This window comes from Allostella sp. (genome assembly GCF_041913585.1).
Taxonomy (GTDB): domain Bacteria; phylum Pseudomonadota; class Alphaproteobacteria; order ATCC43930; family Allostellaceae; genus Allostella.
Window position 1 is genome coordinate 14747 of the sequence record NZ_JAYSFE010000017.1, and the last position, 24283, is coordinate 39029.

A 24283-nucleotide genomic window follows, 5' to 3' on the forward strand; every position below is an offset into this window, starting at 1 on the left:
AAAAACGGGGGCGGGCCGCTACTCGCGCAGCGCCTCCTCGCGCTTGCGGCGCAGCGCCGGAAACAGGACCGCCACCAGGAGCAGCAGCGACACCGCGAGCAGGCCGGCCGAGATCGGCCGCTCGACGAAGACCCACGGGTCGCCGCGGCTGACCAGCAGCGCCCGGCGCAGGTTCTCCTCCATCAGCGGGCCCAGCACGAACCCCAGCAACAATGGTGCCGGCTCGCAGCCGAACTTCAGCAGCAGGTAGCCGAGGAGGCCGAAGAGCAGCAGCAGCAGCACGTCGAAGGACGAGGTGTTGAGGGAATAGACGCCGATGCAGCACATCAAGAGGATGATGGGGTGCAGCAGCCGATATGGCAGGCGCAGCAGCTGCACCCAAAGCCCGATCATCGGCAGGTTGATGACCAGCAGCATCAGGTTGCCGATCCACATGCTGCAGACGATGCCCCAGAAGAAGGCCGGCTGCTCGGTGATGATGCGCGGGCTGGGCGTCACGCCGAAGATCTGCATCGCCCCCATCATCAGCGCCATCAGGGCGTTGGCGGGGATGCCCAGGGTCAGCGTCGGGATGAAGGAGGCCTGCGAGGCGGCGTTGTTGGCGCTCTCCGGGCCGGCCACGCCCTCCACGGCGCCGGTGCCGAAGCGCGACGGGTCGCGGGCGATCTTCTTCTCCATGGCATAGGAGGCGAAGGCCGCCAGCGCCGCGCTGCCGCCGGGCAGCACGCCGACGAGCGAGCCCAGCACCGTGCCGCGCACGGCGGCCGGCGCCGCCTGCCGGAATTCCGTCTGCGTCGGCCACAGCCGGCCGATGACGGCCGTCATGGCGGGGGCGTGCTCGCGCTCGAGGTTGACCAGGATGTCGGCGACGCCGAACAGACCCATGGCGATGATGACGAAGCCGACACCGTCCGCGAGTTCCGGGAAGCCGAGCGTGAAGCGCTCCGCCCCGGAATTGAGGTCGGTGCCGACGAGCCCGAGCAGCAGCCCCAGCATCGTCACCGCGATCGCCTTCACCACCGAGCCGTGGGCCAGCACGATGGCGCCGATCAACCCGACCAGCATCAGCGAGAAATATTCCGGCGCCTGGAACTGAAGGCCGAGACGGGCGAGCGGCGGCGAGGCGACGGCGATCACCATCGTCGAGACCGTGCCGGCGAAGAACGAGCCCAGGGCCGCAATCGCCAGCGCGGCGCCGGCCCGGCCGCGGCGCGCCATCTGGTAGCCGTCCAGCGTGGTCACGACCGACGATGTCTCGCCCGGCAGGTTGACCAGTATCGCCGTCGTCGAACTGCCGTACTGGGCGCCGTAATAGATGCCGGCCAGCATGATGAGCGCCGTCACCGGCTCCAGGTGATAGGTCAGCGGCAGCAGCATCGCGATCGTCGCGAGCGGGCCGATGCCGGGCAGCACGCCGATCAGCGTGCCGACCAGCGCGCCGATCAGGCAGAAGAGCAGGTTGGCGGGCGAGATCGCGACCGAGAAGCCGAGCGCGAGGTTGTCGAGCAGTTCCATCAGCGGAACCAGAGCGGCATCGGCACGGCCAGGAGTTCGACGAAGACCACCGCCGAAAACGCCGCGCAGGCGACGGCGAGAATGGCCGCCTCGCCCCAGCGGGTCGAGCGGTCGGCGACGGCGCCGCCGAGGATCGCCCCGGCGGTGGCGAGCAGGATGCCGCCGGTCCCGACCAGGAGCGCGAAGGCGACGCCGCCGGCCAGCACGCCGACCAGCGGACGCGCCCGCGGGCGCTCGATCGTCTCGCCGCCGGCGACCAGCGAGGTCGCGGCGATGACCGCGCCGATGGCGATCAACAGGATGGCCAGTCCGAACGGGACGTAGCCGGGGCCCATGCGGCGGGCGCTGCCGAGGGGAAGATCGCCGCCCAGCACCAGTGCGGCGACGCCGAAGGCCGTGAGGAGGAGGCCGGCCGCGAAGTCCTTGCGCGTCAGGAATGGGGGCATCTCGGGCAACGCCGCTCCGGGCGTCATCGTCCTTCGGTGGAGGGGGGCGAGCCGGGGACCCTAGTTCGGAGGCGGGGAGGCGTCAACGAACCGGCTGGTCCGTCGCGGCCGTCCGGGCCATCCTCGCCGGGCCGTCCTGGTGCGACAGGGCGCCAGCCGCTGCAAGGGAGCCGGGCGATGGATCGGGAGTCTCATTGGCAAGGCGTCTACGGGAGCAAGGCGGAGACCGCCGTCAGCTGGTACGAGGCGCAGCCGCGGCAGTCGCTCGATCTGATCCGGCGTGCCGCACCGGACGGTGCTGCGGGCGTCATCGACGTCGGCGGCGGCGCCTCGACCCTGGTCGACCACCTGCTGGCGGCCGGATATCGCGATCTCACGGTGCTCGACATCTCCGATCATGCGCTCGCCAGGGCGAAGGCGCGCCTCGGGGCGGCGGCGTCGCGGGTGGCCTGGATCGTCACCGACGTCACCCGGTGGCAGCCGGCGCGGACCTGGGACGTCTGGCACGACCGCGCGGTGTTCCACTTCCTGACGGCGCCGGACGACCAGGACGCCTATCTGGCCGCGCTCCGCGCCGCCCTCGCCCCCGGCGCCTTCGTCATCCTCGCCACCTTCGCGCCGGACGGGCCCGAGCGCTGCAGCGGCTTGCCGGTGCAGCGCTACGACGCGGCGATGCTGGCGCACCGGCTGGGGCCCGGCTTCGCGCTCGTCGCCGCCGAGGCCGCCACGCACACCACGCCATGGGGGGTGGAACAGCGCTTCACCCACACCCTGTTCCGCCGCACGCTGAGCATGTCCGGGGGTTGATCGGAGGATCGGCCCGATGGCAAGGAAGAGCGGGAAGCGGCGGCCCGACGCGGGCGCGGCGGAACGCGGGATTTGCCGGAACGGCTCGCTTGGGCTCTACTGCGGCCATCGTTCCGGCGGTTCAACCTGGAAACTTGGAGGAATGCACCCGTGAAGACCTACTTGGCACCGGCGGTCCTGGCGGCCGCCCTTGCGTTCGCGCCGGCCGCCGGCGCGCAGACCCTTCCGGACTATTATCCGAAGGACTATTCGCAGATCATCGAGGGCTCGAAGAAAGAGAACAAGCTCGTCGTCTACTCGATCATGGCCGAGTACAACTGGAAGCCGGTGATCGAGGGCTTCAAGAAGAAGTATCCGTGGATCGAGGTGCAGACGCTCGACCTCGGCTCCGGCGAGGTGTTCGAGCGGTACTATGCCGAGAAGGCCTCGGGCGCACGCTCCGGCGACCTGATGATCAACGGCGCCGTCGACAAGTGGCTGCAGTTCGTCGGTCGCGGCGAGCTGATGGAGTACGAATCGCCGGAATCGTCGAAGCTTCCGGCCTGGAGCAAGCCGCGCAAGGGCCTCTACGCCGTGTCGGCGGACCCGATGGTCATCGTCTACAACAAGGCGCTGATTCCGGAGGCCCAGGCCCCCAAGAGCATCGCCGACCTCGCCAAGATGGCGGCCTCGGCGCCGGCCCGCTACAAGAACAAGATCACCACCTACAATGCCGGGACGGAGGCGTTCGGCCTCGCCATCAACTGGGCCTACGTCAAGAAGAACGGCGACAAGGCCTGGGACATGTTCGGCCAGCTCGGCAAGGTGGTCCGCGCCGAGGGCAGCGCCGGTCCGATGGTCGAGAAGATCACCGCCGGCGAGTACGTGGCCGGCTATTTCGTCTCGGCGATCGTGCTCTATCCGCGCCTCAACGACCCGGCGCGGGCCAAGATTCTCGGCTGGTCGTTCCCGAGCGACGGCACCCCGATCATCATCCGCGGCATGGGCATCCCCAAGGCCTCGACCAACGTCAACTCGGCCAAGCTGATGCTCGACCACATCGTGTCCCACGAGGGACAGGTGGCGTTCGGCAAGGGCGGCCTCACCCCCTACCGGCCGGACGTGAAGGACGACGAGGTGCCGCGCTACACCTTCAGCCGGGTCGCCAAGGAGGCCGGCGGCGAGCAGAACCTCGTGATCGTCGACTACGATCCCGACATCGTCGCCAAGGGGCCGGAGTTCCAGGCCAAGTGGAAGAAGGTCTTCGGCGTCAACTGAAAGCCTGACGTTCCATGTCGTCGATGACGGCGACTCCCGCCCCGGCGCTCGTGCCGGGGCGGGACCGTTTCGCGCAGTGGGGAATCGCGGCGCTGACGCTGGCGATGGTCGCCGCCCCGCTCATCCCCATCCTCTACCAGTCGTTCAGCGACCGGCCGCTCTACGACGGCGCCGGCGTGCTGTCGCTCGACAACTACGTCAAGCTGTTCGGCAGCGCGCAGTTCCAGCGCGTGATCTGGAACACCCTGGCGCTGGGCGCGCTGACCACGATCATCGGCACGCTGATCGGCGTCGTCGCCGCCATCGTGCTGGGACGGACGAACATGCCCGGGCGGGCGCTGATCGGCGAGGTGCTGATCTGGCCGCTCTACATCTCGCACCTCGTCCTCGGGTTCGGCTTCAGCGTCATGTACGGGCCGTCCGGCTACGTCACGCTGTCGTTCGCCCAGGTGCTGGGCGACCAGCCGTGGGACCTCTACACGATCCACGGGATGGCGATCATCTGCGGCGTCGCGCAGGCGCCGATCACCTATCTCTTCTGCGTCGCCTCGACCCAGGCGGCCGATCCCTCGCTCGAGGACGCGGCGCGCATCTCCGGCGCCAGCCCGTTCCGGGCCCTGTGGTCGATCAGTATTCCGCTGCTGCGGCCGGCGATCGTCTACGCCGTCATCCTCAACTTCACGGTCGCGCTCGAACTGCTGGCGATTCCGCTGCTGTTCGGCCGTCCGGCCGGCTACGAGTTCCTGACGACCTATCTCTACGAGCACGGCATCGACGCCGCGACGCCGGACTACGGCCTCGTCGGTGCGGCCGCCGCGCTGCTGCTCGCGATCGTCAGCTTCCTGCTCTGGCTGCAGGCCCGCCTGCTGCGCGATTCCGGGCGCTTCGTGACGCTGGGCGGCAAGGCCGCGCGGCCGCGGGTGCTCAACCTCGGAATCTGGCGCTGGCCGGTCTTCGTCGGCATGGCCCTCTACCTCGTCGCCGGGGTCATCGTCCCGCTGATCGGGGTCGCGATGCGCTCGGTCACCAGCTTCCTGACGCCGCTGCTGCCGTTCTGGGAAGTGCTCACCTTCGACCACTTCGTGATGATCTTCTCCTACCCGGCCTATATCCGGGCGATCCTCAACACGATCGGCATCGCGGTCTTCGGCGGCGCCCTCTGCACGCTCTTCGTCGCCATGGTGGCGATCATCGTCCACCGCTCAGAGTTCCGCTACGGCCGGGCGCTGGAGTTCGTCGCCACATATCCTCGGGCGGTGCCGGGGCTGGTGGCGGGCATCGGCTTCCTGTGGGCGATGCTGCTGTTCCCGCCGCTCGGGCTCCTGCACAACACGATCTGGATCCTGGTGCTCGCCTACATGATGCGCTACCTGCCGACCGGGTTCGGCGCGATGTCGCCGATGCTGCTGCAGATCGGCCGCGAACTCGACCGGGCGTCGCGGACGGTGGGGGCGGACTGGTGGACGACCGCCACCCGCATCCTGCTGCCGCTCATCAAGCCGGCACTCTTCTCGACCTTCGCGATCCTGTTCGTCGCCTTCTTCCGCGAGTACTCGGCGGCGGTGTTCCTGATCTCGCCGGGGGCCGAGGTCATCGGCACCATGCTGCTCAGCTTCTGGATCCAGGGCGATGCCGGGCCGGTGGCGGCGCTGGCGTCCTTCCAGGTGCTGCTCACCTTCCTCTTCGTCTACGGCGCACGCCATCTCCTGGGAGTGAAGATCTATGGCTGAAGTGCGCATCCAGGGGCTGGTCAAGCGGTTCGGGCCGGTGGTGGCGGTCGACCATATCGACCTCACCATCGCCGACGGCGAATTCCTGACGCTGCTCGGGCCGTCGGGCTGCGGCAAGTCGACGACGCTGGCGGCGGTCGCCGGGCTCGACCGTCCGGACGAGGGCTCGATCCGCGTCGGCGCGACCGTCTTCTTCGACGGCGCGACCGGCGCCTACCTGCCGCCCGAGCGGCGCAATTGCGGGCTCGTCTTCCAGTCCTACGCCCTGTGGCCGCACATGACGGTCGCCGAGAACTGCGCCTATCCCCTGAAGCTCCGCCGTATCCGCTCGGCCGAGCGGCAGGCGCGGGTCGAGGAGGCGCTGGCGCTGGTCGAGATGCAGCCCTATGCCGGCCGTTATCCGCACCAGCTCTCCGGCGGCCAGCAGCAGCGCGTGGCACTGGCCCGGACGCTCGTCTACCGGCCGACCATCCTGCTGCTCGACGAGCCCCTGTCGAACCTCGACGCCAAGCTGCGCGAGCGGGCGCGGACCTGGCTCGCGCAGATCACCAAGAAGGTCGGCCTGACGACGATCTACGTCACCCACGACCAGATCGAGGCGCTGGCGCTGTCCGACCGCATCGCGGTGATGCGCGAGGGCCGGATCGCCCAGCTCGACGCCCCGCGGGTCATCTACGAGCAGCCGTCCGACCCCTTCGTCGCGGACTTCATCGGCTCCAGCAACTTCATCAAGGGCACCGCGGAAGGGGTCACCGGCGACGCGCTGCGCATCCGCCTCGACGGCGGCCACACGATCGAGCTCGGTCTTCGCCCCGGCATCTCGTCGGGCCAGCGGGTCACGGTCGCGATCCGGCCGGAGCGCATCGCCGTGCTCGCCCCCGGCGAGACGGCGCCGGCCGAGGGCTCGCAGCTCCAGGCGAAGATCGCCGACCGCAGCTATCTCGGCTCGCGGTGGATGTATCACCTCGAGATCGGGCCGACCGTGCTGCGGGTGGAAACGGCGCGCGAACTGCCGCTCGGCGACGTCGTCCTGCATGTGCCGCCGGGGGCGGCGCTGGTCTTCGCGGGCGAGGAGGCGCCCGAAGCGTGAGCATTCCGTCGATTTCGTTCCGGCCCGACGCGGCCGGCCCGCTGCAGGGCCTCGTCGTGCTCGACCTGTCCCGCCTCGTCGCCGGCAACATGGTCAGCCTGCAACTCGCCGACTACGGTGCCGAAGTCATCAAGCTCGAGGACCCGAAGAAGGGTGACCCGCTGCGCGATTGGCGGACCGACGGCCTCAGCGTCCACTGGAAGGTCTATGGCCGGAACAAGAAGAGCCTGACCCTCAGCCTGCGCACGGAGGAGGGCAAGGACCTGCTGCGGCGGCTGCTGCCGCTGGCGGACGTGATGATCGAGAACTTCCGGCCCGGCACGCTGGAGGAGATGGGGCTGGGGCCGGACGCGCTCCACGCCATCCATCCCGGGCTGGTGCTGGTGCGGGTCTCCGGCTGGGGCCAGGACGGACCTTACCGGGAGCGGCCGGGGTTCGGTACGCTGGTCGAGGGGGTCTCGGGCTTCGCCGCCAAGAACGGCTTCCCGGACCGGCCGCCGGTCCTGCCGCCGCTGGCGCTGGCCGACATGATCGCCGGCCTCTACGGCGCCTATGCCGTGATGGTGGCGCTCCGCCATCGCGACCGCACCGGCCATGGCCAGGTCATCGACCTGCCGCTGCTCGACCCGATCTTCTCGATCCTCGGGCCCGAGGCGGCGCAGTTCAAGCTCACCGGGCGCATTCCGCAGCGGACCGGCAGCCAGTCGCGGACCGCCTCGCCGCGCAACGCCTTCCGCACGCGCGACGGCCGCTGGATCGCGATCTCCGCCTCGATCCAGTCGATGGCGGAGCGGGTCTATGCCGCCGTCGGCCGGCCCGACATGATCCAGGACCCGCGCTTCCGCACCAATGCCGATCGCATCAAGGTTCCGGACGAGGCGGAGGCGCCGATCCGCGACTTCATCGCTGCGCGCGACTTCGCCGACGTGATGGCGCATTTCGCCAAGGAGGAGGTGACGGCCGCCCCGATCTACGACATCGACCAGTTCCTGGAGGATCCGCACGTCCAGGCCCGGGGCATCGTCGTGGAACTGCCGGACCGCGAGATGGGGACGGTGCCGATGCACAATGTCGTGCCGCGCCTGTCGGATTCGCCGGGCGCCATCCGCACGCCGGCCCCGGAACTGGGGGAGCACACGGCCGAGGTGTTGGCCCGCATCGGGGTCGCTGCCGGGGAGCTGGAACGGCTCCGGAGTTCGGCCGTCATCTAGGAACGGAGGCCCGGCCGGCCCTGCGCGCCGACCGGGCATGCCAGGACGCTCAGCTTCCCTGACGGGTACCGGTCGGCTGCTGCTGCCGGGCGCCCGGGTCGCCGGTGCGCATGCCGGTCGCGTCGCTGCCCTTCGGCTTGTCCGGGGACGTCGCGCCAGGGGCGGTCATGCTGCCGCCGGCCGTGCCGGTCGTGCGGTCGGTGCCGACCTGCGGACCCGAGCCGGGGGTGCCCGGAAGCGGGCGAGCGCCGGGATCGCCCGCGCGCATGCCGGTCGCCTCGTTGGCCTTGGTGGGGTCGGCCGGCTGGCCTGCGGACGGCATGGTGCTCGGCATCGGCACGGCGCTCGGGCGGGTCGGCGGTGCGCCCGTCGTGCTGGTGGGGGCGGCCGCGGTGCCGGGATCGCCGGTGCGCTGACCGCCCTGTTCGGGCGTCCCCGGCCGGCTCTGCGGCGGGTTGGCCTGCGCCAGCCGCCCCGTCTCGGCCCGGCCCGCGGCCGGATCGCCGGTCGTGGTCGGAGCGGCGAGCACCGACGGCGTGGCCAGGGCGAAGGCGAGCGCGGTCGCCGACAGGAACGTCGTCTTCATGATCGGACCTTTCGATTGTGCGTCTCTCGTCGAAGCCGCCGCGCGCCGATGGCGCCTTCGGGGGCTCTCGCGAGGTCAACCGAATGGCGGTGCCATTGTTCCTCGGAACCGGATGGCCGGCGTCACTTCGCCCAGTCGAAGATGCCGCGCCCCCGCTGCGGCGTCTCGACCCGGCCGCCGGGCAGAACCGGGTTGAGGCGCCGCACCTCCGCGGCGGTGAGGGCCGGCAGGCGCTGGGCGAGTGCGACGAAGCGCTCGGCCTCGTCCGGCTGGATCGCACCCTCGGTGAGCGCGCGGAACTTGCCGACATAGTCCGGCCAGGTCCACGGCGCGGCGCCGTTCGGGTGGGCGTCGGCGACGGCACGGCTTGCCTCGACCGCTGTGCCGTCGTCGAGGCGGATCTCGATCCGCCCGCCGAAAGCCCGCTCCGCCGGGTCTTCCGCGTGATAGGCACGGGTCCAGGCCGGGTCCTCGACGGTGCGGATCCGGCGCCACAGCGCCACCGTCGACGGCCGGTGCGCGCGCTCGGGCGCGTAGCTTAGCTCGTGGTGCCAGGCACGGTCCTCGAGCGCCACCGCCAGGATGTACATGATCGAATGGTCGAGGGTCTCCCGGCTGGCGTCGGGGTCCATCTTCTGCGGATCGTTGGCGCCGGTGCCGATGACGTAGTGCGTGTGGTGGCTGGTGTGGAGGATGACCTCCGCCACCCGCCCCAGGTCGACGCGGCCGCCGAGTTCGCGGGCGGCGTCGATCAGGGCCTGCGCCTGGTACTCGGCCGAGTGCGCCTTGGTGTAGGTCTCGAGGATGCCCCGGGGGGGCGCGCCCGGCGCCGGCAGCCGGACCGTGTAGCGTGCGTCGCGTCCGGCCAGCATCCAGGCGATGACCGAGTCCTCGCCTTCGTAGATCGGGCTCGGGGCGGCTTCGCCGCGCATCGCGCGGTCGACCGCCTCGATCGCCAGCTTGCCGGAAAAGCCGGGGACGAAGGCCTTCCAGGAGCTGATCTCGCCCTTGCGCGACTGCCGAGTCGAGAAGGCGAGATGGACCGCCTGGTTGACCGCGTTGAAGACGACCGGCGTCGGCAGGTCGAGGAGGGCGCCGAGCCCGGCGACGGTCGCCGGCGCCAGGTGGGCGACATGGTCCTTCTTGAACTGGTGCAGGCAGATCGCCTTCACCAGCGCGACGTGGATCTCGTAGGCGACGGCGATGGCGCGGGCGAGGGTGGCCCCGTCACGGCCGGTCTGCTCGGCGACCGCCAGCAGTGGCGCGATCGAGTCGCCCGGATGGGCGTAGTCGGCGGCGAGGAACGTGTCGTGGAAGTCGAGCTCGCGGACCGCCGTCGCATTGGCCCAGGCCGCCCACTCGGCATCGACGCGGACGTCGTCCGGCAGGCCGAAGAGGCTGGCGCCGCCGGTCCGCGGATGGGCGAGCGCCATGGCGCGGGCGGCCGCGACGGGCGCCCGGTTGACGGCGGCGAGCGCCACCGCCGCATTGTCGACGACGCGGCAGGCGGCCATCGCCGCCACCTCCGGAGCGACCGGTGGCCGGCCGGTCGCGACCTCGGCGATCTTCCAGGCGAGCTGGTCCTCGCGCGGCAGGCGGTCGGCCGAGGGATGTACGCGGACTTGGTGGGCGATCAGAGCATCCATGGCGGAATGGCTAGCAGAAGCCGGGTCCCTGCCACAGCCCCTTCCCGCTGCGGCGGAGCGTCCCGTATCGTCGCGGCACGCGGGGCCGGCCGGCGACCGGCCGGCGGCAGGGGAGGAGGGTTCGGCATGGCGGGCAGGCTGGCAGGGAAGGTGGCGATCGTGACCGGGGCGGGGTCGTCGGGACCGGGCTGGGGCAACGGCAAGGCGACGTCGGTGCTGTTCGCGCGCGAGGGCGCCTCGGTGTTTGCCGTCGACATCAACCAGGCGGCGGCCGAAGAGACCGCCGCCATCGTCACGGCCGAGGGCGGCACCGCCGTCGCGCACCGGGCCGACGTCTCCTCGCACGCCGATGTCCGCGCCATGGTGGCCGCCTGCGTCGCGCGGTTCGGGCGGATCGACGTGCTGCACAACAACGTCGGCATCGCCGTCGTCGGCGGCGCCGTCGACCTGTCGGAGGAGGACTGGGACCGGGTCGAGCGCGTCAACCAGAAGAGCGTCTTCCTGGTGTGCAAGCATGTGCTGCCGGTGATGGAGCGCCAGGGGTCCGGCTCGATCGTCAACACGGCCTCGATCGCCGGCATCCGCTGGACCGGGATCGACTACATCTCCTACTACGCCACCAAGGGTGCCGTCGGGATGATGACGAAGGCGGTGGCGCTCGCCTATGCCGCCAAGGGCATCCGCTGCAACTCGATCCTGCCCGGCCTCATGGACACGCCGATGATCCGCCACGGGCTGCCTGCCGCCTATGCCGACGGCGACGTCGAACAAATGCTCGAGAAGCGGCACCGGCAATGCCCGACCGGCCGCATGGGGGACGCCTGGGACGTCGCCCATGCGGCGCTCTTCCTGGCATCCGACGAGGCGCGCTACGTCACCGCCCACGAACTGGTGGTCGACGGCGGGCTGACCGCCCGCTGCGCATGAGGATGCACCTGCGGGGTTGATCCGGGCGGCCATTCGGGCGACATGAATGGCCGATGAACGTACAAGACGGCGGGTGGCGGATGCCGCCCGCGACGCTCGACGCGTCCTGGGCGCTCTTCCTCGATGTCGACGGAACGCTGCTGGACATCGCCGACGAGCCCCAGGGAGTGTCCGTTCCGCCGCGGCTGGTGCCGGACCTGCGCCAGCTCTTCGGCCTTCTCGACGGAGCGCTGGCGCTGGTGAGCGGCCGGCCGGTGACCGAGCTCGACCACCTGTTCCGGCCGCTGCGCCTGCCGGCGGCCGGCCAGCACGGCGCGGAATACCGCCTCGACGGTGCGGGCGCGGTCGTCGCCCGCCGTATCGATCCGATCCTTCCCGCCCTGGTGCCGCAGGTGCGCACGATCGCGGCGGTGTGGCCCAACGTCGAGGTCGAGGAGAAGGGGGCTGCCGTCGCCGTCCATTTCCGCCGCGAGCCGGAGGCGGAGACGCAGCTGACCCGCGCGCTCCGCACCCTCGTCGCCGCGGCGGGCGGCGCCGTGGAACTGCTCGAGGGCAAGATGGTCCGCGAACTGCGCGACCGGCGGCACACCAAGGGCGCGGCGGTCGGCACCTTCCTGGCCTCGCCGGCGTTTGCCGGTCGCCGCCCCATCTTCATCGGCGACGACGTCACCGACGAGGACGGCTTTCGCGCGGTGGAGGCGGCAGGCGGGCTGGCCCTGGCGGTCGGGATCAATCCGGCCATCCCGCGGCGGCCGGCCTTCACCGATGCGGCGGCGGTCCGGGACTGGCTGTCGCGGGTTGCAGGAGGGACAGGAATGGCGACCGCGACGGGAGCGGCGGCTCGATGACGGCGAATCTCGACCTCGGGGTGATCGGCAACTCGGTGGTGGCGGCGCTGATCGACCGCGTCGGCCGCATCGTCTGGATGTGCTATCCGCGGCTCGACGGCGAACCCGTTTTCTGCAGCCTGCTCGACGGCGACGAGAAGCGCGAGGGCGCGTACGCGATCGAACTGGAGGGCTGTGCCGGCAGCACCCAGCGCTATCTCGGCAACACCGCCATCATGGAAACGATCCTCACCGACGGCAACGGATCGGCGGTGCGGATCGTCGACTATGCGCCGCGCTTCAAGCAGTTCGACCGCGTCTACCGGCCGCCGACGATCGTCCGTCGCCTGGAGCCGATCCGGGGCATGCCGCTGGTGACGGTGCGGCTGCGACCACGCTTCAACTATGGCGCCTCGCGCGCGGCGCAGACGATCGGCAGCAACCATGTGCGCTATTTCGCCGACGACCCGGCGACCGGGTCGCCGGTCCTGCGCCTGACGACGGACGCGCCGCTCGCCCATGTGGTGACCGAGCAGCCCTTCGCGCTGACGCACGCCGTCACCCTGATCCTCGGCCCGGACGAGACCTTCGCCGGCTCGGTGCCGCGGCTCGGCGTCGAATTCCTGGAGCGGACCCGGGAATACTGGATCGACTGGCAGCGCTACCTGTCGGTCCCGTTCGAATGGCAGGAGGCGGTGATCCGGGCCGCGATCACCCTCAAGCTCTGCGCCTTCGAGGAGACGGGGGCCATCGTCGCGGCGCTCACCACCTCGGTCCCCGAGGCGCCCGGCACGCCCAGGACCTGGGACTATCGCTACTGCTGGCTCCGGGATGCGTACTTCGTCGTCCATGCCCTGAACCGGCTCGGCGCGACGCTGACCATGGAGCATTTCCTGCGCTACATCACGACGGTGGCGCAGGCGGAGACGACGGGCGTGCTGAAGCCGGTCTACGGCCTACTGCCGTCGCTGCCGCTCGACGAGCGGACCGTGCCGACGCTGCGCGGCTACCGCGGGATGGGCCCGGTCCGGGTCGGCAACCTGGCGCAGGTGCAGGTCCAGAACGACAGCTACGGCAGCGTCGTGCTCGCCGCCGCCCAGATGTTCTTCGACGAGCGCCTGCCGCATCGCGGCGATCTCGACCTCTTCCGGCGGCTCGAGCGGCTGGGCCGCAAGGCGGCCGCGGTGGCGTTCGAGCCGGATGCCGGCCTGTGGGAGTTCCGCGGCCGGATGCGCGTCCACACCCATTCGACCGCGATGTGCTGGGCGGCGTGCGACCGGCTCGCCAAGATCGGGACCGTGCTGGGGGAGACGGAGCGGGCCGCGGAGTGGCGGGGGATCGCCGACGGCATCCGCGAGCGCCTGCTGGCGGAGGCCTGGAACGCCGAACTCGGCACCTTCGTCGATGCCCAGGGCAGCACCGAGGTCGATGCCAGCCTGCTGCTGCTGCAGGAGATCGGGCTGGTGGCCGCGGACGATCCGCGATTCCTCGGCACCCTGGCGACGATCGAGCGCCGGCTCCGGCGCGGCGCCCACCTCATGCGATACGCCGCGCCCGACGATTTCGGCATGCCGGAGACGTCCTTCACCGTCTGCACCTTCTGGTACATCGACGCGCTGGTTGCCGTCGGGCGCAAGGACGAGGCCCGGGCGCTGTTCGAGCAGGTGCTGAGCTGCCGCACCCATCATGGCCTGCTGTCGGAGGATCTCGATCCGTCGCGCGGCGAGCTCTGGGGCAACTTTCCGCAGACCTACTCGATGGTCGGCCTGATCGTCTCGGCGATGCGGCTGTCCAAGAGTTGGGAGGAGGCGTTTTGGCGCGGCTCGTGATCGTCTCCAACCGGACCGCGGCGCCGCGCGACCGCGGTGCCCGGGCCGGCGGACTGGCGGTCGGCCTGCGCGAGGCGCTGGCGCGGCGCGGCGGCCTGTGGTTCGGCTGGAGCGGCGACATCTGCCAGGAGAACCCGCCGGCGCCGCGGATCCAGGAAGCCGGCAACATCCAGTTCGCCACCATCCCGCTGACCCAGGCCGACCACGACGATTTCTACGTCCGCTACGCCAACGCCACGCTCTGGCCGCTCTGCCACTACCGGCTCGGACTGATCGAGTTCAGCCGCAGCGCCTACGAGGGCTATCTCCGCGTCAACCGGCTCTTCGCCGAGCGGCTGGCGCCGCTGCTGCGCCCGGACGACCTCGTCTGGATCCACGACTACCACTTCTTCCCGCTGGCGGCGGCGCTGCGGGCGCTGGGCGTCGCCAACCGGATCGGCTTCTTCCTGCATATCCCGCTGCCCGCGCTGGAGGTGCTGACGGCGCTGCCGCGGCACCGCCGCCTGATGTCCGACCTGTGCTGCTACGACCTCGTCGGCTTCCAGACGGGCGACGACCTGCGCGCCTTCGCGAGCTACCTGGAGCGCGAGGGGGGCGGGACGGTGGATGCCGACGGCCGCTTCCGGGCCTTCGGCCGGGAGGGGCATGCCGGCGCCTTCCCGATCGGGATCGACACCGCGACCTTCGTCGAGCTCGCCGAGGCCGCGGTCGACGGCCCCCACGTCCAGCGGCTCCGGGAGAGCCTCGCCGGACGGCGCCTCGTCATCGGCGTCGACCGGCTCGACTATTCCAAGGGCATCCCGCAGCGCATGGAATCCTTCCAGACGCTGCTCGAGGCGCACCCCGAACATCGCGGCCGCGTCACCTACATGCAGATCGCGCCGATCTCGCGCGGCGAGGTCGAGCAGTACCGCGCCCTCCGGCGCGACCTCGAGGGCTGGGTCGGACGCATCAACGGCCGCTTCGGCGAGTTCGACTGGGCCCCCGTCCGCTATCTCAACAAGGCCTTCCCGCGCCAGGTCCTGGCAGGCTTCTACCGCTACGCGGCGGTCGGTCTGGTGACGCCGCTGCGCGACGGGATGAACCTCGTCGCCAAGGAGTACGTGGCGGCCCAGGACCCGGACGACCCCGGGGTGCTGGTGCTGTCGCGCTTCGCCGGCGCGGCCCGCTCGCTGCCGCAGGCGCTCGTCGTCAATCCCTTCGACGTCGAGGAGGTGGGCGACGCCATCCACATGGCCCTCACCATGCCGCGCGAGGAGCGCCGCGCGCGCTGGAACGAGATGATGGCCGAACTCCGCGGCAACACCATCCAGAGCTGGTGCGAATCCTTCGTCGCCCGGCTCGCCGCCGGCGATACGGGGCGACAGGCCGCCTGATCGTCAGTCGTCGTCGGGCGGGCGCTCCGGCGGCAGCTTGCGGCCGCCCCCGACCGATCGGAAGAAGGGCGGCGCGACGCCGATGATGATGAGGACCCGGGCGAGGTGGTGGGTCGCGACGAAGGCCGCGTCGATGCCGAGCGCCAGGGCGACGAGGCTCATCTCCGGCAGGCCCCCCGGCGCGTAGGCGAGGAGCAGCGCCAGCGTCGGGATGCCGGTCAGGCCGTGCAGCGCCGAGGCGCTGGCGAGGGCGGCGCCCAGCGTGATGACCGTGCCGGCGGCGGCGTGCATGGTCGTGTGCGCGATCGTCGCCAGCTTCACGCCGGCGAAGCGCGAGCCGACGGCGCTGCCGATGCCGACCTGGGCCGCGGCGACCAGTTCCGCCGGCGGCCGGCTGGCGGTGATGCCGGCCATGTGCACGACGCCGCTGACGATCATGGCGCCCATGAGCGGGGCCGCCGGCAGTCGCAGCCATACGGCCGTGGCGGCGCCGACGACGCCGCAGGCGGCGAGGATCGCGAGGTCGTCGAGCGGGAAATGCAGGATCGACTGGCCCGCTCCCGCCGTGCCGGTCGGCTGGTAGCCGCCGAAGAACCGGAACCCGAAGACGAGAATGAAGACGACCAGCATGACGCGCGCGCCGTGCGTCAGCCCGATGACGCGCGGGTCGCCGCCCATCGCGCCACCGACCAGCACCATCTCGTTGAGGCCGCCCGGCATGGCGGTGAAGAACGAGGTGATCGGTCCGTAGCCGGCGACCTTGCGGAAATAGAGATAGGTCGCGCCGCCCGCCACCGCGACATAGGCGACGAGGCCGCAGAGGGTCAGCCCCCAGCGCCCGATGCTGTGGAACAGTTCGGGCGTGAAGGAACTGCCCAGCATCACGCCGAGAACGACGACCATGCTGGAGCGCAGCCAGCGCGGCATGCCGACGCGGACGCCGCCGACCGAGGCGGCGATGCAGGCCGTCATCGCGCCGAGCATCCAGGGCAGGGGCATGTCGAGCAGCCAGAAGACGGCGCCGCCACCGGCGCCGATGGCAAGCGCGCGGACGACGTGCCCGGCGGGAGGCGGCGGCGGTCGGTGCCGGCGCGGTTTCGCCGCCACCGGGCTCAGCCGACGAAGCGGCCGAGCCGCACGGCGGTGTTGCCCTTGGTGAGGCGCCGGGACGGCATGATGAGGATGCAGCGGTCGTAGGGGGTGACGATCGTCCGCGGGCCGTCGCGGCCGATCGGGGTTCCCGCCTTCTCCAGCACCTCGAGCCCGATGAAGGGCTGCGCGAACGCGAAGTCGTCGGTCTCGATGGTCACCGCCTCGGTGACCTCGACGATCTTCTGGGCGCCCGGGACGCCCGCCGGCAGATGGCGTGCCAGGAAGACGTCGTCGACGATGTCGAAGAGCCGCAGGAAGCGCAGCGTCGAGGCCATGGCGACGTCGACCGAGGAGCGCTCCCAGTGCTGGCCGCATTCGACGAGCAGCGCCGCCCGCTGGTGGCCGGCGACGCCGAAGTCCCCATAGTCCCGCAGCCGCCTGCCGGCCTTGTGGCCTTCGTCGCAGACCACCAGCTCCGGCACGGCGACGGCGCGGGCGAGCGCCAGGCCCTGGCCCGTCAGACCGGCCAGCGCGAGGGGCGCGGTTGCGTGCTGCATCGAGTGCAGGTCGAGCAGCTGGTCGACCGTGTCGATCAGCGGCCGGAGCTCGCGGGCGCGGGCGAGTTCGGTCGACTGCCGCGGCCCGTCCAGCACCTCCGGGGTCCAGACCCGGTTCATGTCCTCGTCGACGAAGCGCGACGCCGACGGGCGTGCCGGATCGAAGGACAGGTAGGCCGCGACGTTGCAGAAGACGAGGCTGAGCCGGCCGGCCTTCGGCCGCACCTTCTCGCGGAACAGGAAGTCGACGGCGACGGCGCCGCACAGCTCGTTGCCGTGGATCACCGCGTTGACCATGACGTGCGGGCCGGGCCGGCCGCTGTCGAAGGTCCAGGCATAGTCGATGCCGGTGTTGCCCTGGCGGTAGGGGGCGATGTCCACCGGCTGGATCTCGATCGGGTACTCTTCGGCGAAGGCCATGGCGGTTCCGTCGGGCTGCGCCTGCGGGATCAGGCGGAAAGGCGGTCGGTGAGGCGGGCGAGGAAGGCCTCGCAGGCGGCGACCTGGTCGATGGCGATGAACTCGTTGGGCTTGTGCGCCTGGTCGATGCTGCCCGGGCCGCAGACGACGGTCGGGATGCCGGCCGCCTCGAACAGGCCCGCCTCGGTGCCGAAGGCGACCTTGCCCGAACGGTTGGCGCCCGAGAGCGAGCGGGCCAGTTCGGCGACCGGGGCGTCGTCGGCGGTGCCGAGCCCCGGGAATTCCGACAGCTCGGTCCAGGTGAAGCCGGTATCCGCCTGCACCGCCCGCATTTCCGGCAGGAGCTTGGTCGCGGCGAAGTCCTGCACCTCGGCCAGGAGCCGGTGCGGGTCGGTGCCCGGCAGGTAGCGGAACTCGAAATCGAACCAGCAGTCCTTGGGCACGATGTTGAGGGCGGTGCCGCCCTGGATCAGGCCGGTATGGACGGTGGTGTAGGGCGGGTCGAACGCCGGGTCGTGCGGGCCGTCGTCGCGCAAGCGCCGGACCATGGCCTTGAGGTAGGCGATGACCTCGGCGGCGGCCTCCACCGCATTGACGCCGGTGTGGCAGATCGACGAATGGCACTCGAAGCCGCGGACATGGCAGCGATAGCTGAGCTTGCCCTTGTGTCCGACGATGACCTGCATCTCGGTCGGCTCGCCGACGATGCAGGCCTGGGGCCGGACCGGGCGGTCGGCGAGCCCGGCGATCATCTTGCGCACCCCGAGGCAGCCGACCTCCTCGTCGTAGGAGAAGGCGAGGTGGATCGGGGTCTTGAGCGGTGCCGCCTGGAAGCGCGGCACCATGGCCAGCGCGACGGCGACGAAGCTCTTCATGTCGGTGGTGCCGCGGCCATAGAGCCGGCCGTCCTTCTCGATGACGCGGAAGGCGTCCGTCGACCATTCCTGGCCGTCGATCGGGACGACGTCGGTATGGCCGGACAGCATCACCCCGCCGCGGTCGCCGGGGCCGATGGTGGCGAACAGGTTCGCCTTGCGTCCCTCGTCGTCGAAGAAGAGTTCCGAGGCGATGCCGTGCTCGGCGAGATAGCCTTCGATCCAGCGGATCAGCTCGAGGTTGGAGTTGCGGCTGGTCGTGTCGAAGGCGATCAGACGCTCGATCATGCGGAGGGCGTCGGCGGAAGGGCGGCTCACGGGCGTCACCTGTCGGATGCGGGACCCAGGGGGCGGGATGTCAGCCCACTATGGCGGAGCGGACGGCCGGGTGCCAACGCTCCGCATTGGCGGATCGGGCGTTCTCGTCTATTCCTGGGGCAGTTCCGGCCGCCCGCCGCCCTCGCGTTGCCTTGACGGGCGATTTCGGCGATGGTGCGGCCAGCCGAATTTTATCGCCCCGCGCATGACGGGGCCAATAAGGGAGACTAGGGGATGCGGATCTTTGCGCATGGAATGGTGGCGGCGGCCCTGGCCGCGGCCTCGGCCGGCACGGTGGCTGCGGCGGACCTGACGATGGGCCTCGGCGGCGCCGTCTCGTCGATGGATCCCCACTATCACAACGTCGCCACCAACAACATGATCAACCGGCACATCTTCGGCCGGCTGGTCGACCAGGACGCGCAGCAGAAGCTGGTTCCCGACCTCGCGGAATCGTGGCGGACCATCGACGACACGACCTGGGAGTTCAAGCTCCGCAAGGGGGTCAAGTTCCACGACGGATCGGACTTCGACGCCAAGGACGTGATGGCGACGCTGAGCCGGATTCCGTGGGTGCCGAACGCGCCGTCGTCCTTCCGCATCTTCACCGGCCAGATCACCGAGGCGAAGGTGATCGATTCCCATACCGTCCATCTGAAGACCGCGGCGCCGTTCCCGCTGATGCCGGTGTTCATGGCCGGCTTCGCCATCATCTCCGACGAATTCGAGCGGGCGCCGACCGAGGACTTCAATTCGGGCAAGGCGGCGATCGGCACCGGCGCCTACAAGCTGAAGCAGTTCGTCCGCGGCGATCGCATCGAACTCGTCCGCAACGAGGGCTACTACGGCCAGAAGCCGGACTGGGACAACGTCAGCGTCAAGCAGATCACCAACTCGGCCGCGCGCGTCGCGGCGCTGCTGTCGGGCGACGTCCAGATCATCGACCAGGTGCCGACCGCGGACTTCGCGCGCCTGAAGAAGGACAAGAACGTCGCGATCTCGAGCGTCGTCTCGAACCGGGTCATCTATCTGTCGATGGACACCAACCGGGACGACACGCCGTTCGTGAAGGCGAAGGACGGCTCGGCGCTCGGCAAGAACCCGCTGAAGGACGTGCGGGTGCGCAAGGCGATGTCGATGGCCATCAACCGGCCGGCCATCGTCGACCGGGTGATGGAAGGGCAGGCGATCGCCGCCGCCCAGTTCCTGCCGGAGACCTTCTTCGGCACCAGCAAGAACCTGAAGGTCGAGAAGTTCGATGCCAACGGCGCCAAGAAGCTGCTGGCCGAGGCGGGCTATCCGGACGGCTTCTCGCTGACCCTGCACTCGCCCAACGACCGTTACCTCAACGACGAGAAGGTGGCGCAGGCGGTGGCGCAGATGCTGAGCCGCATCGGCATCCAGACCAAGGTCGAGGCGATCCCGTTCGCGACCTACTCGCCGCGCGCGACCAAGCTCGAGTTCAGCTTCATGCTGTGGGGCTGGGGTTCGGGAACGGGCGAGGTGTCCTCGCCGCTGCGCTCGCTGGTCGCGACCTACGACCGCGACAAGGGCAACGGCCCCTCCAACCGCGGCCGCTACAGCAACCCCAAGGTCGACGAACTCCTGGCCGCGGCGCTGCGGACCGTCGACGACGGCGCCCGGGCCAACCTGCTGGCCCAGGCGAGCGAGGCCGCGATCCTCGACGTCGCGGTCATCCCGCTGCACTACAACATCAACAACTGGGCGACGCGGGCCGGCTTCAGCTATGAGCCGCGCACCGACGAATCGACCCTGGCGATGGGCGTGAAGCGCGGCAAGCGCTGACCGCCCGAGGGGATCCCCGGACCGGCATTGGCACGTTGCCGATGCCGGTCGCCGCCTCGAAGGTGGTGATCCGATGACCGTTTTTCTGATCCGCCGCCTCATGCAGGCGGTCGTCGTGCTGTTCGTCATGTCGCTGATCGTGTTCGTCGGCGTCTATGCGATCGGCAATCCCGTCGACATCCTCATCAGTCCGGAGGCGGACCAGATGGAGCGCGAGCGCGCGATCCGGGCGCTCGGCCTCGACCTGCCGATGTGGGAGCAGTACCTCGTGTTCCTGCAGAAGGCGGTGACCGGCGACCTCGGCCGCTCCTTCGCGTTCAGCACGCCCGCCCTGCAGCTCATCGTCGAGCGCATGCCGGCGACGCTCGAGCTCGCCGTCGCCGCCATGGGCATCTCGATCCTGATCGGCATTCCGCTCGGGATGTGGGCGGGGTTCCGGCCCGAATCCGTCGCCGGGCGCACCATCATGGCCGGCTCGATCCTGGGCTTCAGCCTGCCGACCTTCTGGGTCGGTCTGATGCTCATCATGGTCTTCGCCGTCCATCTCGGCTGGCTGCCGTCCACCGGGCGCGGCGAGACCGTGGAGGTGTTCGGGCTGCGGCTCAGCGTCTTCACCCTCGACGGCTGGAAGCACCTGCTGCTGCCGGCCTTCAACCTCGCGCTCTTCAAGATGGCGCTGGTGATCCGGCTGACCCGCGCCGGCATGCGCGAGAACCTGCTGATGGACTACGTCAAGTTCGCGCGTGCCAAGGGCCTCTCGACCGGCCGCGTGATCTTCGTCCACGTCATGAAGAACATCATGATCCCGGTCGTCACCATCCTCGGCCTCGAACTGGGGTCGGTGATCGCGTTTGCGGTCGTGACCGAGACGATCTTCTCCTGGCCGGGGATGGGCAAGCTCATCATCGACAGCATCAACCAGCTCGACCGTCCGGTGATCGTCGCCTACCTGCTCATCACCGTTTCGATGTTCATCGTCATCAACCTGGTGGTCGACATCCTCTACTCGGTGCTCGATCCGCGGGTGCGGCTCAAGGAGATGAAGTCGTGACCGTCACCACCCCCGACCGGGTCGAGGCGGCGCCGGCGGCGGCCGAGCCCGTGGTCGTGTCGCCGCTGCGCCGCTTCTGGATCGAGTTCCGCGAGAACCGCGTCGCCGTCGCCGGCCTCGTCGGCTGCATCACCATCATCGTGCTGGCGCTGCTGGCCCCGCTGATCTCGCCGCAGGATCCCTACGATCTCACCCAGCTCGACATCATGGACGGCCGGCTCGAGCCGGGAGCCCAGGGCATGGACGGCCAGACCTTCTGGCTCGGCACCGACGACCAGGGCCGTGACATGCTGAGCGGCATCCTCTACGGCATCCGCATCAGCCTCGCGGTCGGCGTCGCCTCGGGCGTGCTGGCGATGATGCTGGGTGCCTCGATGGGTCTGCTCGCCGCCTATTTCGGCGGCCGCGTCGACACCCTCATCATGCGCGTCGTCGACCTGCAGCTGTCGTTTCCGGCGATCCTGCTGGCGCTGATCCTGGTCGCCGTGCTCGGGCAGGGCATCGACAAGATCATCATCGCGCTGGTGGCGGTGCAATGGGCCTACTATGCCCGCACCATCCGCGGCACCGCGCTGGTCGAGCGGCGCAAGGAGTATATCGAGGCCGCCCGCTGCCTCGCCCTCGGCGACGCCCGCGTCGTCTTCCGCCACCTCCTCCCCAACTGCCTGCCGCCGCTGATCGTCGTCGGCACGGTGCAGGTGGCGCACGCCATTGCCCTCGAGGCGACGCTCTCCTTCCTCGGCATCGGCCTGCCGATCACCGAGCCGTCGCTCGGCCTGCTGATCGCCAACGGCTTCGAGTACATGCTGAGCGGCAAGTACTGGATCAGCTTCTTCCCCGGAGTGGCCCTGCTCGTCACCATCGTCAGCATCAATCTCGTGGGCGACCAGCTTCGCGACGTCCTCAACCCGCGGCTGCGGAAGTGACCATGGCCGCCGCCCAGCCCACCCTCGTCGTCGAGGAACTGCAGACGCACTTCCACACCCGCGCCGGCGTGCTGAAGGCGGTCGACGGCGTCTCCTTCACCGTCGACAAGGGGCGCATCCTGGGGCTGGTCGGGGAGTCGGGCTCCGGCAAGTCGGTGACCGGCTTCTCGATCATCGGCCTCGTCGATCCGCCCGGGCGCATCGCCGGCGGGCGCATCCTGTTCAACGGCGAGGATCTGGCGAGCGCCTCGGAGGCGCGGCTGCGCGACCTGCGCGGCAACCGCATCGCGATGATCTTCCAGGACCCGATGATGACGCTGAACCCCGTCCTGCGGATCGATACGCAGATGGTGGAGGCGTTGCAGGCCCACCAGAAGATCGACCGCCCGACGGCGCTGGCGCGGGCCCGTGACGCGCTCGGGCAGGTCGGCATCCCGTCGCCCGACGAGCGGCTCAAGGCCTATCCGCACCAGTTCTCGGGCGGCATGCGCCAGCGCGTCGCCATCGCCATCGCGCTCCTCAACCGGCCGGACGTCATCATCGCCGACGAGCCGACGACGGCGCTCGACGTCACCATCCAGGCCCAGATCCTGTTCGAGGCGCAGAAGCTCTGCCGCGAGGTCGGGACCGCCCTCATCTGGATCACCCACGACCTCTCGGTGGTCGCCGGCCTCGCCGACGAGATCTGCGTCATGTATGCGGGCAAAGTGGTCGAGCAGGGGCCGGTCGACCGGGTCCTTGACCGGCCGCTCCATCCCTATACCCGCGGGCTGATCGGCTCGGTGCCGAGCCGCAACCGTCGCGGCCAGCCGCTGGCCCAGATCCCCGGGATGGCGCCGTCGCCGCTCTCGCTGCCCTCGGGGTGCAGCTTCCGCACCCGCTGCCCGCGCGCCGACGAGGCCTGCACGCTGCCGCCGCCGATGGCCGAGCTCGAACCCGGGCGCCATGCGCGCTGCGTCCACCCGCACCTGGAGGAGGCCGTCGCGGCATGACCGGCCAGCCGATCATCGAGCTTCGCGGCGTCTCCAAGCGCTTCTCGAAGCCGCTCGACGTCGCGGCCAAGGTCGCCAACCTGCTCGGCGCCGGTCTCAAGGAGGAGGTCGTGCGGGCCGTCGACACGGTCGACCTGACGGTCCACGAGGGCGAGGTCGTCGGGCTGGTGGGGGAGTCCGGGTGCGGCAAGTCCACCCTGGGGCGGGTCGTCGCCGGCATCCACCAGCCGAGCGAAGGCACGGTCTGGTACCGCGGCCGCAACGTCGAGGATCTGCCTGCCGCCGACGCGCGCAAGGCGGCGCTCGCCGTGCAGATGATCTTCCAGGACCCCTTCGCCTCGCTCAATCCGCGGCTGCGGGTGGCCGACATCATCGGCGAGGCGCCGCGCGTCCACGGCATCGTCAAGGCCGCCGAGGCCGACCGCTATGTCGACGACCTGATGCGGCGGGTCGGCCTCGACCCCTCCTATCGCCGGCGCTATCCGCACCAGTTCTCTGGCGGGCAGCGGCAACGCATCGGCATCGCGCGGGCGCTCGCCGTGAAGCCCGAGTTCATCGTCTGCGACGAGGCGGTCGCCGCGCTCGACGTGTCGATCCAGGCGCAGGTGCTGAACCTCTTCATGCAGCTGCGCCAGGAATACGGGCTGACCTACCTCTTCATCAGCCACGACCTCGGCGTCGTCGAGCATCTCTCGGACCGGGTCGTCATCATGTATCTCGGCCGCGTCGTCGAGAGCGCGGCGACCGAGGAACTGTTCGTGCGCGCCAACCACCCCTACACCCGGGCGCTGCTGGAGGAGGTGCCGCGCATCGACACGCGGCGCAAGCAGTTCGAGCCGGTCAAGGGGGAGATCCCGTCGCCGCTCGACCCGCCGCCCGGCTGCCACTTCCACCCGCGCTGCCCGTTCGCCATGCCGCGCTGCCGCAGCGAGGTGCCGGCGCTGCGCGAAGTGGCGCCGGGCCATCTCTCCGCCTGCCACCTGAACGACCAGAGCTGAC

Annotated in this window: 21 protein-coding genes; 14 read left to right on the forward strand and 7 right to left on the reverse strand. The window is 70.3% G+C overall.

The genetic code is table 11. From position 1 onward, the window contains the following. Positions 1-18: 18 nt before the first annotated feature. Positions 19-1515: a tripartite tricarboxylate transporter permease gene (locus tag ACE3Q3_RS05205; RefSeq protein WP_374442958.1), complete on the reverse strand. Its 1497-nt coding sequence runs from the start codon at positions 1513-1515 to the stop codon at positions 19-21. Then, on the reverse strand, positions 1515-1961 hold the full coding sequence (locus tag ACE3Q3_RS05210) for a tripartite tricarboxylate transporter TctB family protein (protein ID WP_374442960.1): 447 nt from the start codon (positions 1959-1961) through the stop codon (positions 1515-1517). Before ACE3Q3_RS05210 ends, ACE3Q3_RS05205 begins: the two co-directional genes overlap by 1 nt. Positions 1962-2138: 177 nt before the next feature. On the opposite strand from ACE3Q3_RS05210, the gene ACE3Q3_RS05215 reads away from it, so the two are divergent. From ACE3Q3_RS05215 to ACE3Q3_RS05235, 5 genes are all read left to right on the forward strand, one after another. Next, positions 2139-2768: a class I SAM-dependent methyltransferase gene (locus ACE3Q3_RS05215; protein ID WP_374442963.1), complete on the forward strand. Its 630-nt coding sequence runs from the start codon at positions 2139-2141 to the stop codon at positions 2766-2768. 150 nt (positions 2769-2918) lie between these two features. Further along, complete coding sequence (locus ACE3Q3_RS05220) at positions 2919-4025, forward strand: ABC transporter substrate-binding protein (RefSeq protein ID WP_374442965.1); 1107 nt, start codon at positions 2919-2921, stop codon at positions 4023-4025. A gap of 23 nt (positions 4026-4048) precedes the next feature. Continuing rightward, positions 4049-5755: an ABC transporter permease gene (locus ACE3Q3_RS05225; protein ID WP_374442968.1), complete on the forward strand. Its 1707-nt coding sequence runs from the start codon at positions 4049-4051 to the stop codon at positions 5753-5755. Next, positions 5748-6845 carry an ABC transporter ATP-binding protein gene (locus ACE3Q3_RS05230; RefSeq protein ID WP_374442971.1) on the forward strand — a complete coding sequence of 366 codons (1098 nt, stop codon included), beginning with the start codon at positions 5748-5750 and terminating at the stop codon, positions 6843-6845. The genes ACE3Q3_RS05225 and ACE3Q3_RS05230 overlap by 8 nt, the downstream gene beginning before the upstream one ends. Next, positions 6842-8056 carry a CaiB/BaiF CoA transferase family protein gene (locus ACE3Q3_RS05235; protein ID WP_374442974.1) on the forward strand — a complete coding sequence of 405 codons (1215 nt, stop codon included), beginning with the start codon at positions 6842-6844 and terminating at the stop codon, positions 8054-8056. The genes ACE3Q3_RS05230 and ACE3Q3_RS05235 overlap by 4 nt, the downstream gene beginning before the upstream one ends. A gap of 49 nt (positions 8057-8105) precedes the next feature. Here the strand turns inward: ACE3Q3_RS05235 and ACE3Q3_RS05240 are convergent, their stop codons facing one another. Further along, positions 8106-8642, reverse strand: a complete 537-nt coding sequence (locus ACE3Q3_RS05240) for a hypothetical protein (protein WP_374442976.1) — start codon at positions 8640-8642, stop codon at positions 8106-8108. A 122-nt stretch (positions 8643-8764) separates the two neighbouring features. Continuing rightward, positions 8765-10279: an MmgE/PrpD family protein gene (locus ACE3Q3_RS05245; RefSeq protein WP_374443053.1), complete on the reverse strand. Its 1515-nt coding sequence runs from the start codon at positions 10277-10279 to the stop codon at positions 8765-8767. Positions 10280-10414: 135 nt separating this feature from the next. Between ACE3Q3_RS05245 and ACE3Q3_RS05250 the strand changes: the two genes are divergently transcribed. From ACE3Q3_RS05250 to otsA, 4 genes are read left to right on the forward strand one after another with little or no spacing between them, the layout of a single operon-like run. Beyond that, positions 10415-11215 (forward strand): SDR family NAD(P)-dependent oxidoreductase, encoded by an 801-nt coding sequence (locus ACE3Q3_RS05250; RefSeq protein WP_374442979.1) that lies wholly within the window; start codon positions 10415-10417, stop codon positions 11213-11215. A gap of 53 nt (positions 11216-11268) precedes the next feature. Next, positions 11269-12063 carry a trehalose-phosphatase gene (otsB, locus tag ACE3Q3_RS05255; protein WP_374442982.1) on the forward strand — a complete coding sequence of 265 codons (795 nt, stop codon included), beginning with the start codon at positions 11269-11271 and terminating at the stop codon, positions 12061-12063. Then, positions 12060-13871, forward strand: coding sequence for a glycoside hydrolase family 15 protein (locus tag ACE3Q3_RS05260; RefSeq protein ID WP_374442985.1), 1812 nt, complete (start codon positions 12060-12062; stop codon positions 13869-13871). The genes otsB and ACE3Q3_RS05260 overlap by 4 nt, the downstream gene beginning before the upstream one ends. After that, positions 13856-15247, forward strand: a complete 1392-nt coding sequence (otsA, locus tag ACE3Q3_RS05265; RefSeq protein WP_374442989.1) for an alpha,alpha-trehalose-phosphate synthase (UDP-forming) — start codon at positions 13856-13858, stop codon at positions 15245-15247. Before ACE3Q3_RS05260 ends, otsA begins: the two co-directional genes overlap by 16 nt. Before the next feature lie 3 nt (positions 15248-15250). Here the strand turns inward: otsA and ACE3Q3_RS05270 are convergent, their stop codons facing one another. The 3 genes from ACE3Q3_RS05270 to argE are packed head-to-tail and all read right to left on the reverse strand — an operon-like array spanning position 15251 to position 18518. Continuing rightward, positions 15251-16354: an AbrB family transcriptional regulator gene (locus tag ACE3Q3_RS05270; RefSeq protein WP_374442993.1), complete on the reverse strand. Its 1104-nt coding sequence runs from the start codon at positions 16352-16354 to the stop codon at positions 15251-15253. Positions 16355-16359: 5 nt separating this feature from the next. Next, a complete protein-coding gene (locus tag ACE3Q3_RS05275) occupies positions 16360-17316 on the reverse strand; it encodes a M14 family metallopeptidase (RefSeq protein WP_374442996.1) in 957 nt (318 codons plus the stop codon). A 29-nt stretch (positions 17317-17345) separates the two neighbouring features. Further along, positions 17346-18518, reverse strand: coding sequence for an acetylornithine deacetylase (gene argE / locus ACE3Q3_RS05280; RefSeq protein WP_374442999.1), 1173 nt, complete (start codon positions 18516-18518; stop codon positions 17346-17348). Positions 18519-18743: 225 nt separating this feature from the next. On the opposite strand from argE, the gene ACE3Q3_RS05285 reads away from it, so the two are divergent. The 5 genes from ACE3Q3_RS05285 to ACE3Q3_RS05305 all read left to right on the forward strand — a co-directional run bounded on the left by ACE3Q3_RS05285 (position 18744) and on the right by ACE3Q3_RS05305 (position 24282). Then, a complete protein-coding gene (locus tag ACE3Q3_RS05285; protein WP_374443002.1) occupies positions 18744-20315 on the forward strand; it encodes an ABC transporter substrate-binding protein in 1572 nt (523 codons plus the stop codon). 73 nt (positions 20316-20388) lie between these two features. Then, positions 20389-21366 (forward strand): ABC transporter permease, encoded by a 978-nt coding sequence (locus ACE3Q3_RS05290; RefSeq protein WP_374443004.1) that lies wholly within the window; start codon positions 20389-20391, stop codon positions 21364-21366. Further along, complete coding sequence (locus ACE3Q3_RS05295) at positions 21363-22292, forward strand: ABC transporter permease (RefSeq protein ID WP_374443007.1); 930 nt, start codon at positions 21363-21365, stop codon at positions 22290-22292. Before ACE3Q3_RS05290 ends, ACE3Q3_RS05295 begins: the two co-directional genes overlap by 4 nt. Before the next feature lie 2 nt (positions 22293-22294). Then, the gene (locus tag ACE3Q3_RS05300; protein ID WP_374443010.1) at positions 22295-23284 is read left to right on the forward strand and encodes an ABC transporter ATP-binding protein; all 990 of its coding nucleotides are present in this window, start codon (positions 22295-22297) and stop codon (positions 23282-23284) included. After that, positions 23281-24282 carry an ABC transporter ATP-binding protein gene (locus ACE3Q3_RS05305; protein ID WP_374443014.1) on the forward strand — a complete coding sequence of 334 codons (1002 nt, stop codon included), beginning with the start codon at positions 23281-23283 and terminating at the stop codon, positions 24280-24282. Before ACE3Q3_RS05300 ends, ACE3Q3_RS05305 begins: the two co-directional genes overlap by 4 nt. Position 24283: the final 1 nt, after the last annotated feature.

Bases quoted from the DNA above. Each gene is read 5' to 3' on its own strand.
- ACE3Q3_RS05205 (WP_374442958.1), bottom strand. From the start codon at position 1,515: ATGGAACTGCTCGACAACCTCGCGCTCGGCTTCTCGGTCGCGATCTCG.
- ACE3Q3_RS05275 (WP_374442996.1), bottom strand. From the start codon at position 17,316: ATGGCCTTCGCCGAAGAGTACCCGATCGAGATCCAGCCGGTGGACATC.
- ACE3Q3_RS05210 (WP_374442960.1), bottom strand. From the start codon at position 1,961: ATGCCCCCATTCCTGACGCGCAAGGACTTCGCGGCCGGCCTCCTCCTC.
- ACE3Q3_RS05285 (WP_374443002.1), top strand. From the start codon at position 18,744: ATGCGGATCTTTGCGCATGGAATGGTGGCGGCGGCCCTGGCCGCGGCC.
- otsB (WP_374442982.1), top strand. From the start codon at position 11,269: ATGAACGTACAAGACGGCGGGTGGCGGATGCCGCCCGCGACGCTCGAC.
- ACE3Q3_RS05260 (WP_374442985.1), top strand. From the start codon at position 12,060: ATGACGGCGAATCTCGACCTCGGGGTGATCGGCAACTCGGTGGTGGCG.
- ACE3Q3_RS05300 (WP_374443010.1), top strand. From the start codon at position 22,295: ATGGCCGCCGCCCAGCCCACCCTCGTCGTCGAGGAACTGCAGACGCAC.
- ACE3Q3_RS05215 (WP_374442963.1), top strand. From the start codon at position 2,139: ATGGATCGGGAGTCTCATTGGCAAGGCGTCTACGGGAGCAAGGCGGAG.
- ACE3Q3_RS05240 (WP_374442976.1), bottom strand. From the start codon at position 8,642: ATGAAGACGACGTTCCTGTCGGCGACCGCGCTCGCCTTCGCCCTGGCC.
- ACE3Q3_RS05225 (WP_374442968.1), top strand. From the start codon at position 4,049: ATGACGGCGACTCCCGCCCCGGCGCTCGTGCCGGGGCGGGACCGTTTC.
- ACE3Q3_RS05290 (WP_374443004.1), top strand. From the start codon at position 20,389: ATGACCGTTTTTCTGATCCGCCGCCTCATGCAGGCGGTCGTCGTGCTG.
- ACE3Q3_RS05230 (WP_374442971.1), top strand. From the start codon at position 5,748: ATGGCTGAAGTGCGCATCCAGGGGCTGGTCAAGCGGTTCGGGCCGGTG.
- ACE3Q3_RS05305 (WP_374443014.1), top strand. From the start codon at position 23,281: ATGACCGGCCAGCCGATCATCGAGCTTCGCGGCGTCTCCAAGCGCTTC.
- ACE3Q3_RS05250 (WP_374442979.1), top strand. From the start codon at position 10,415: ATGGCGGGCAGGCTGGCAGGGAAGGTGGCGATCGTGACCGGGGCGGGG.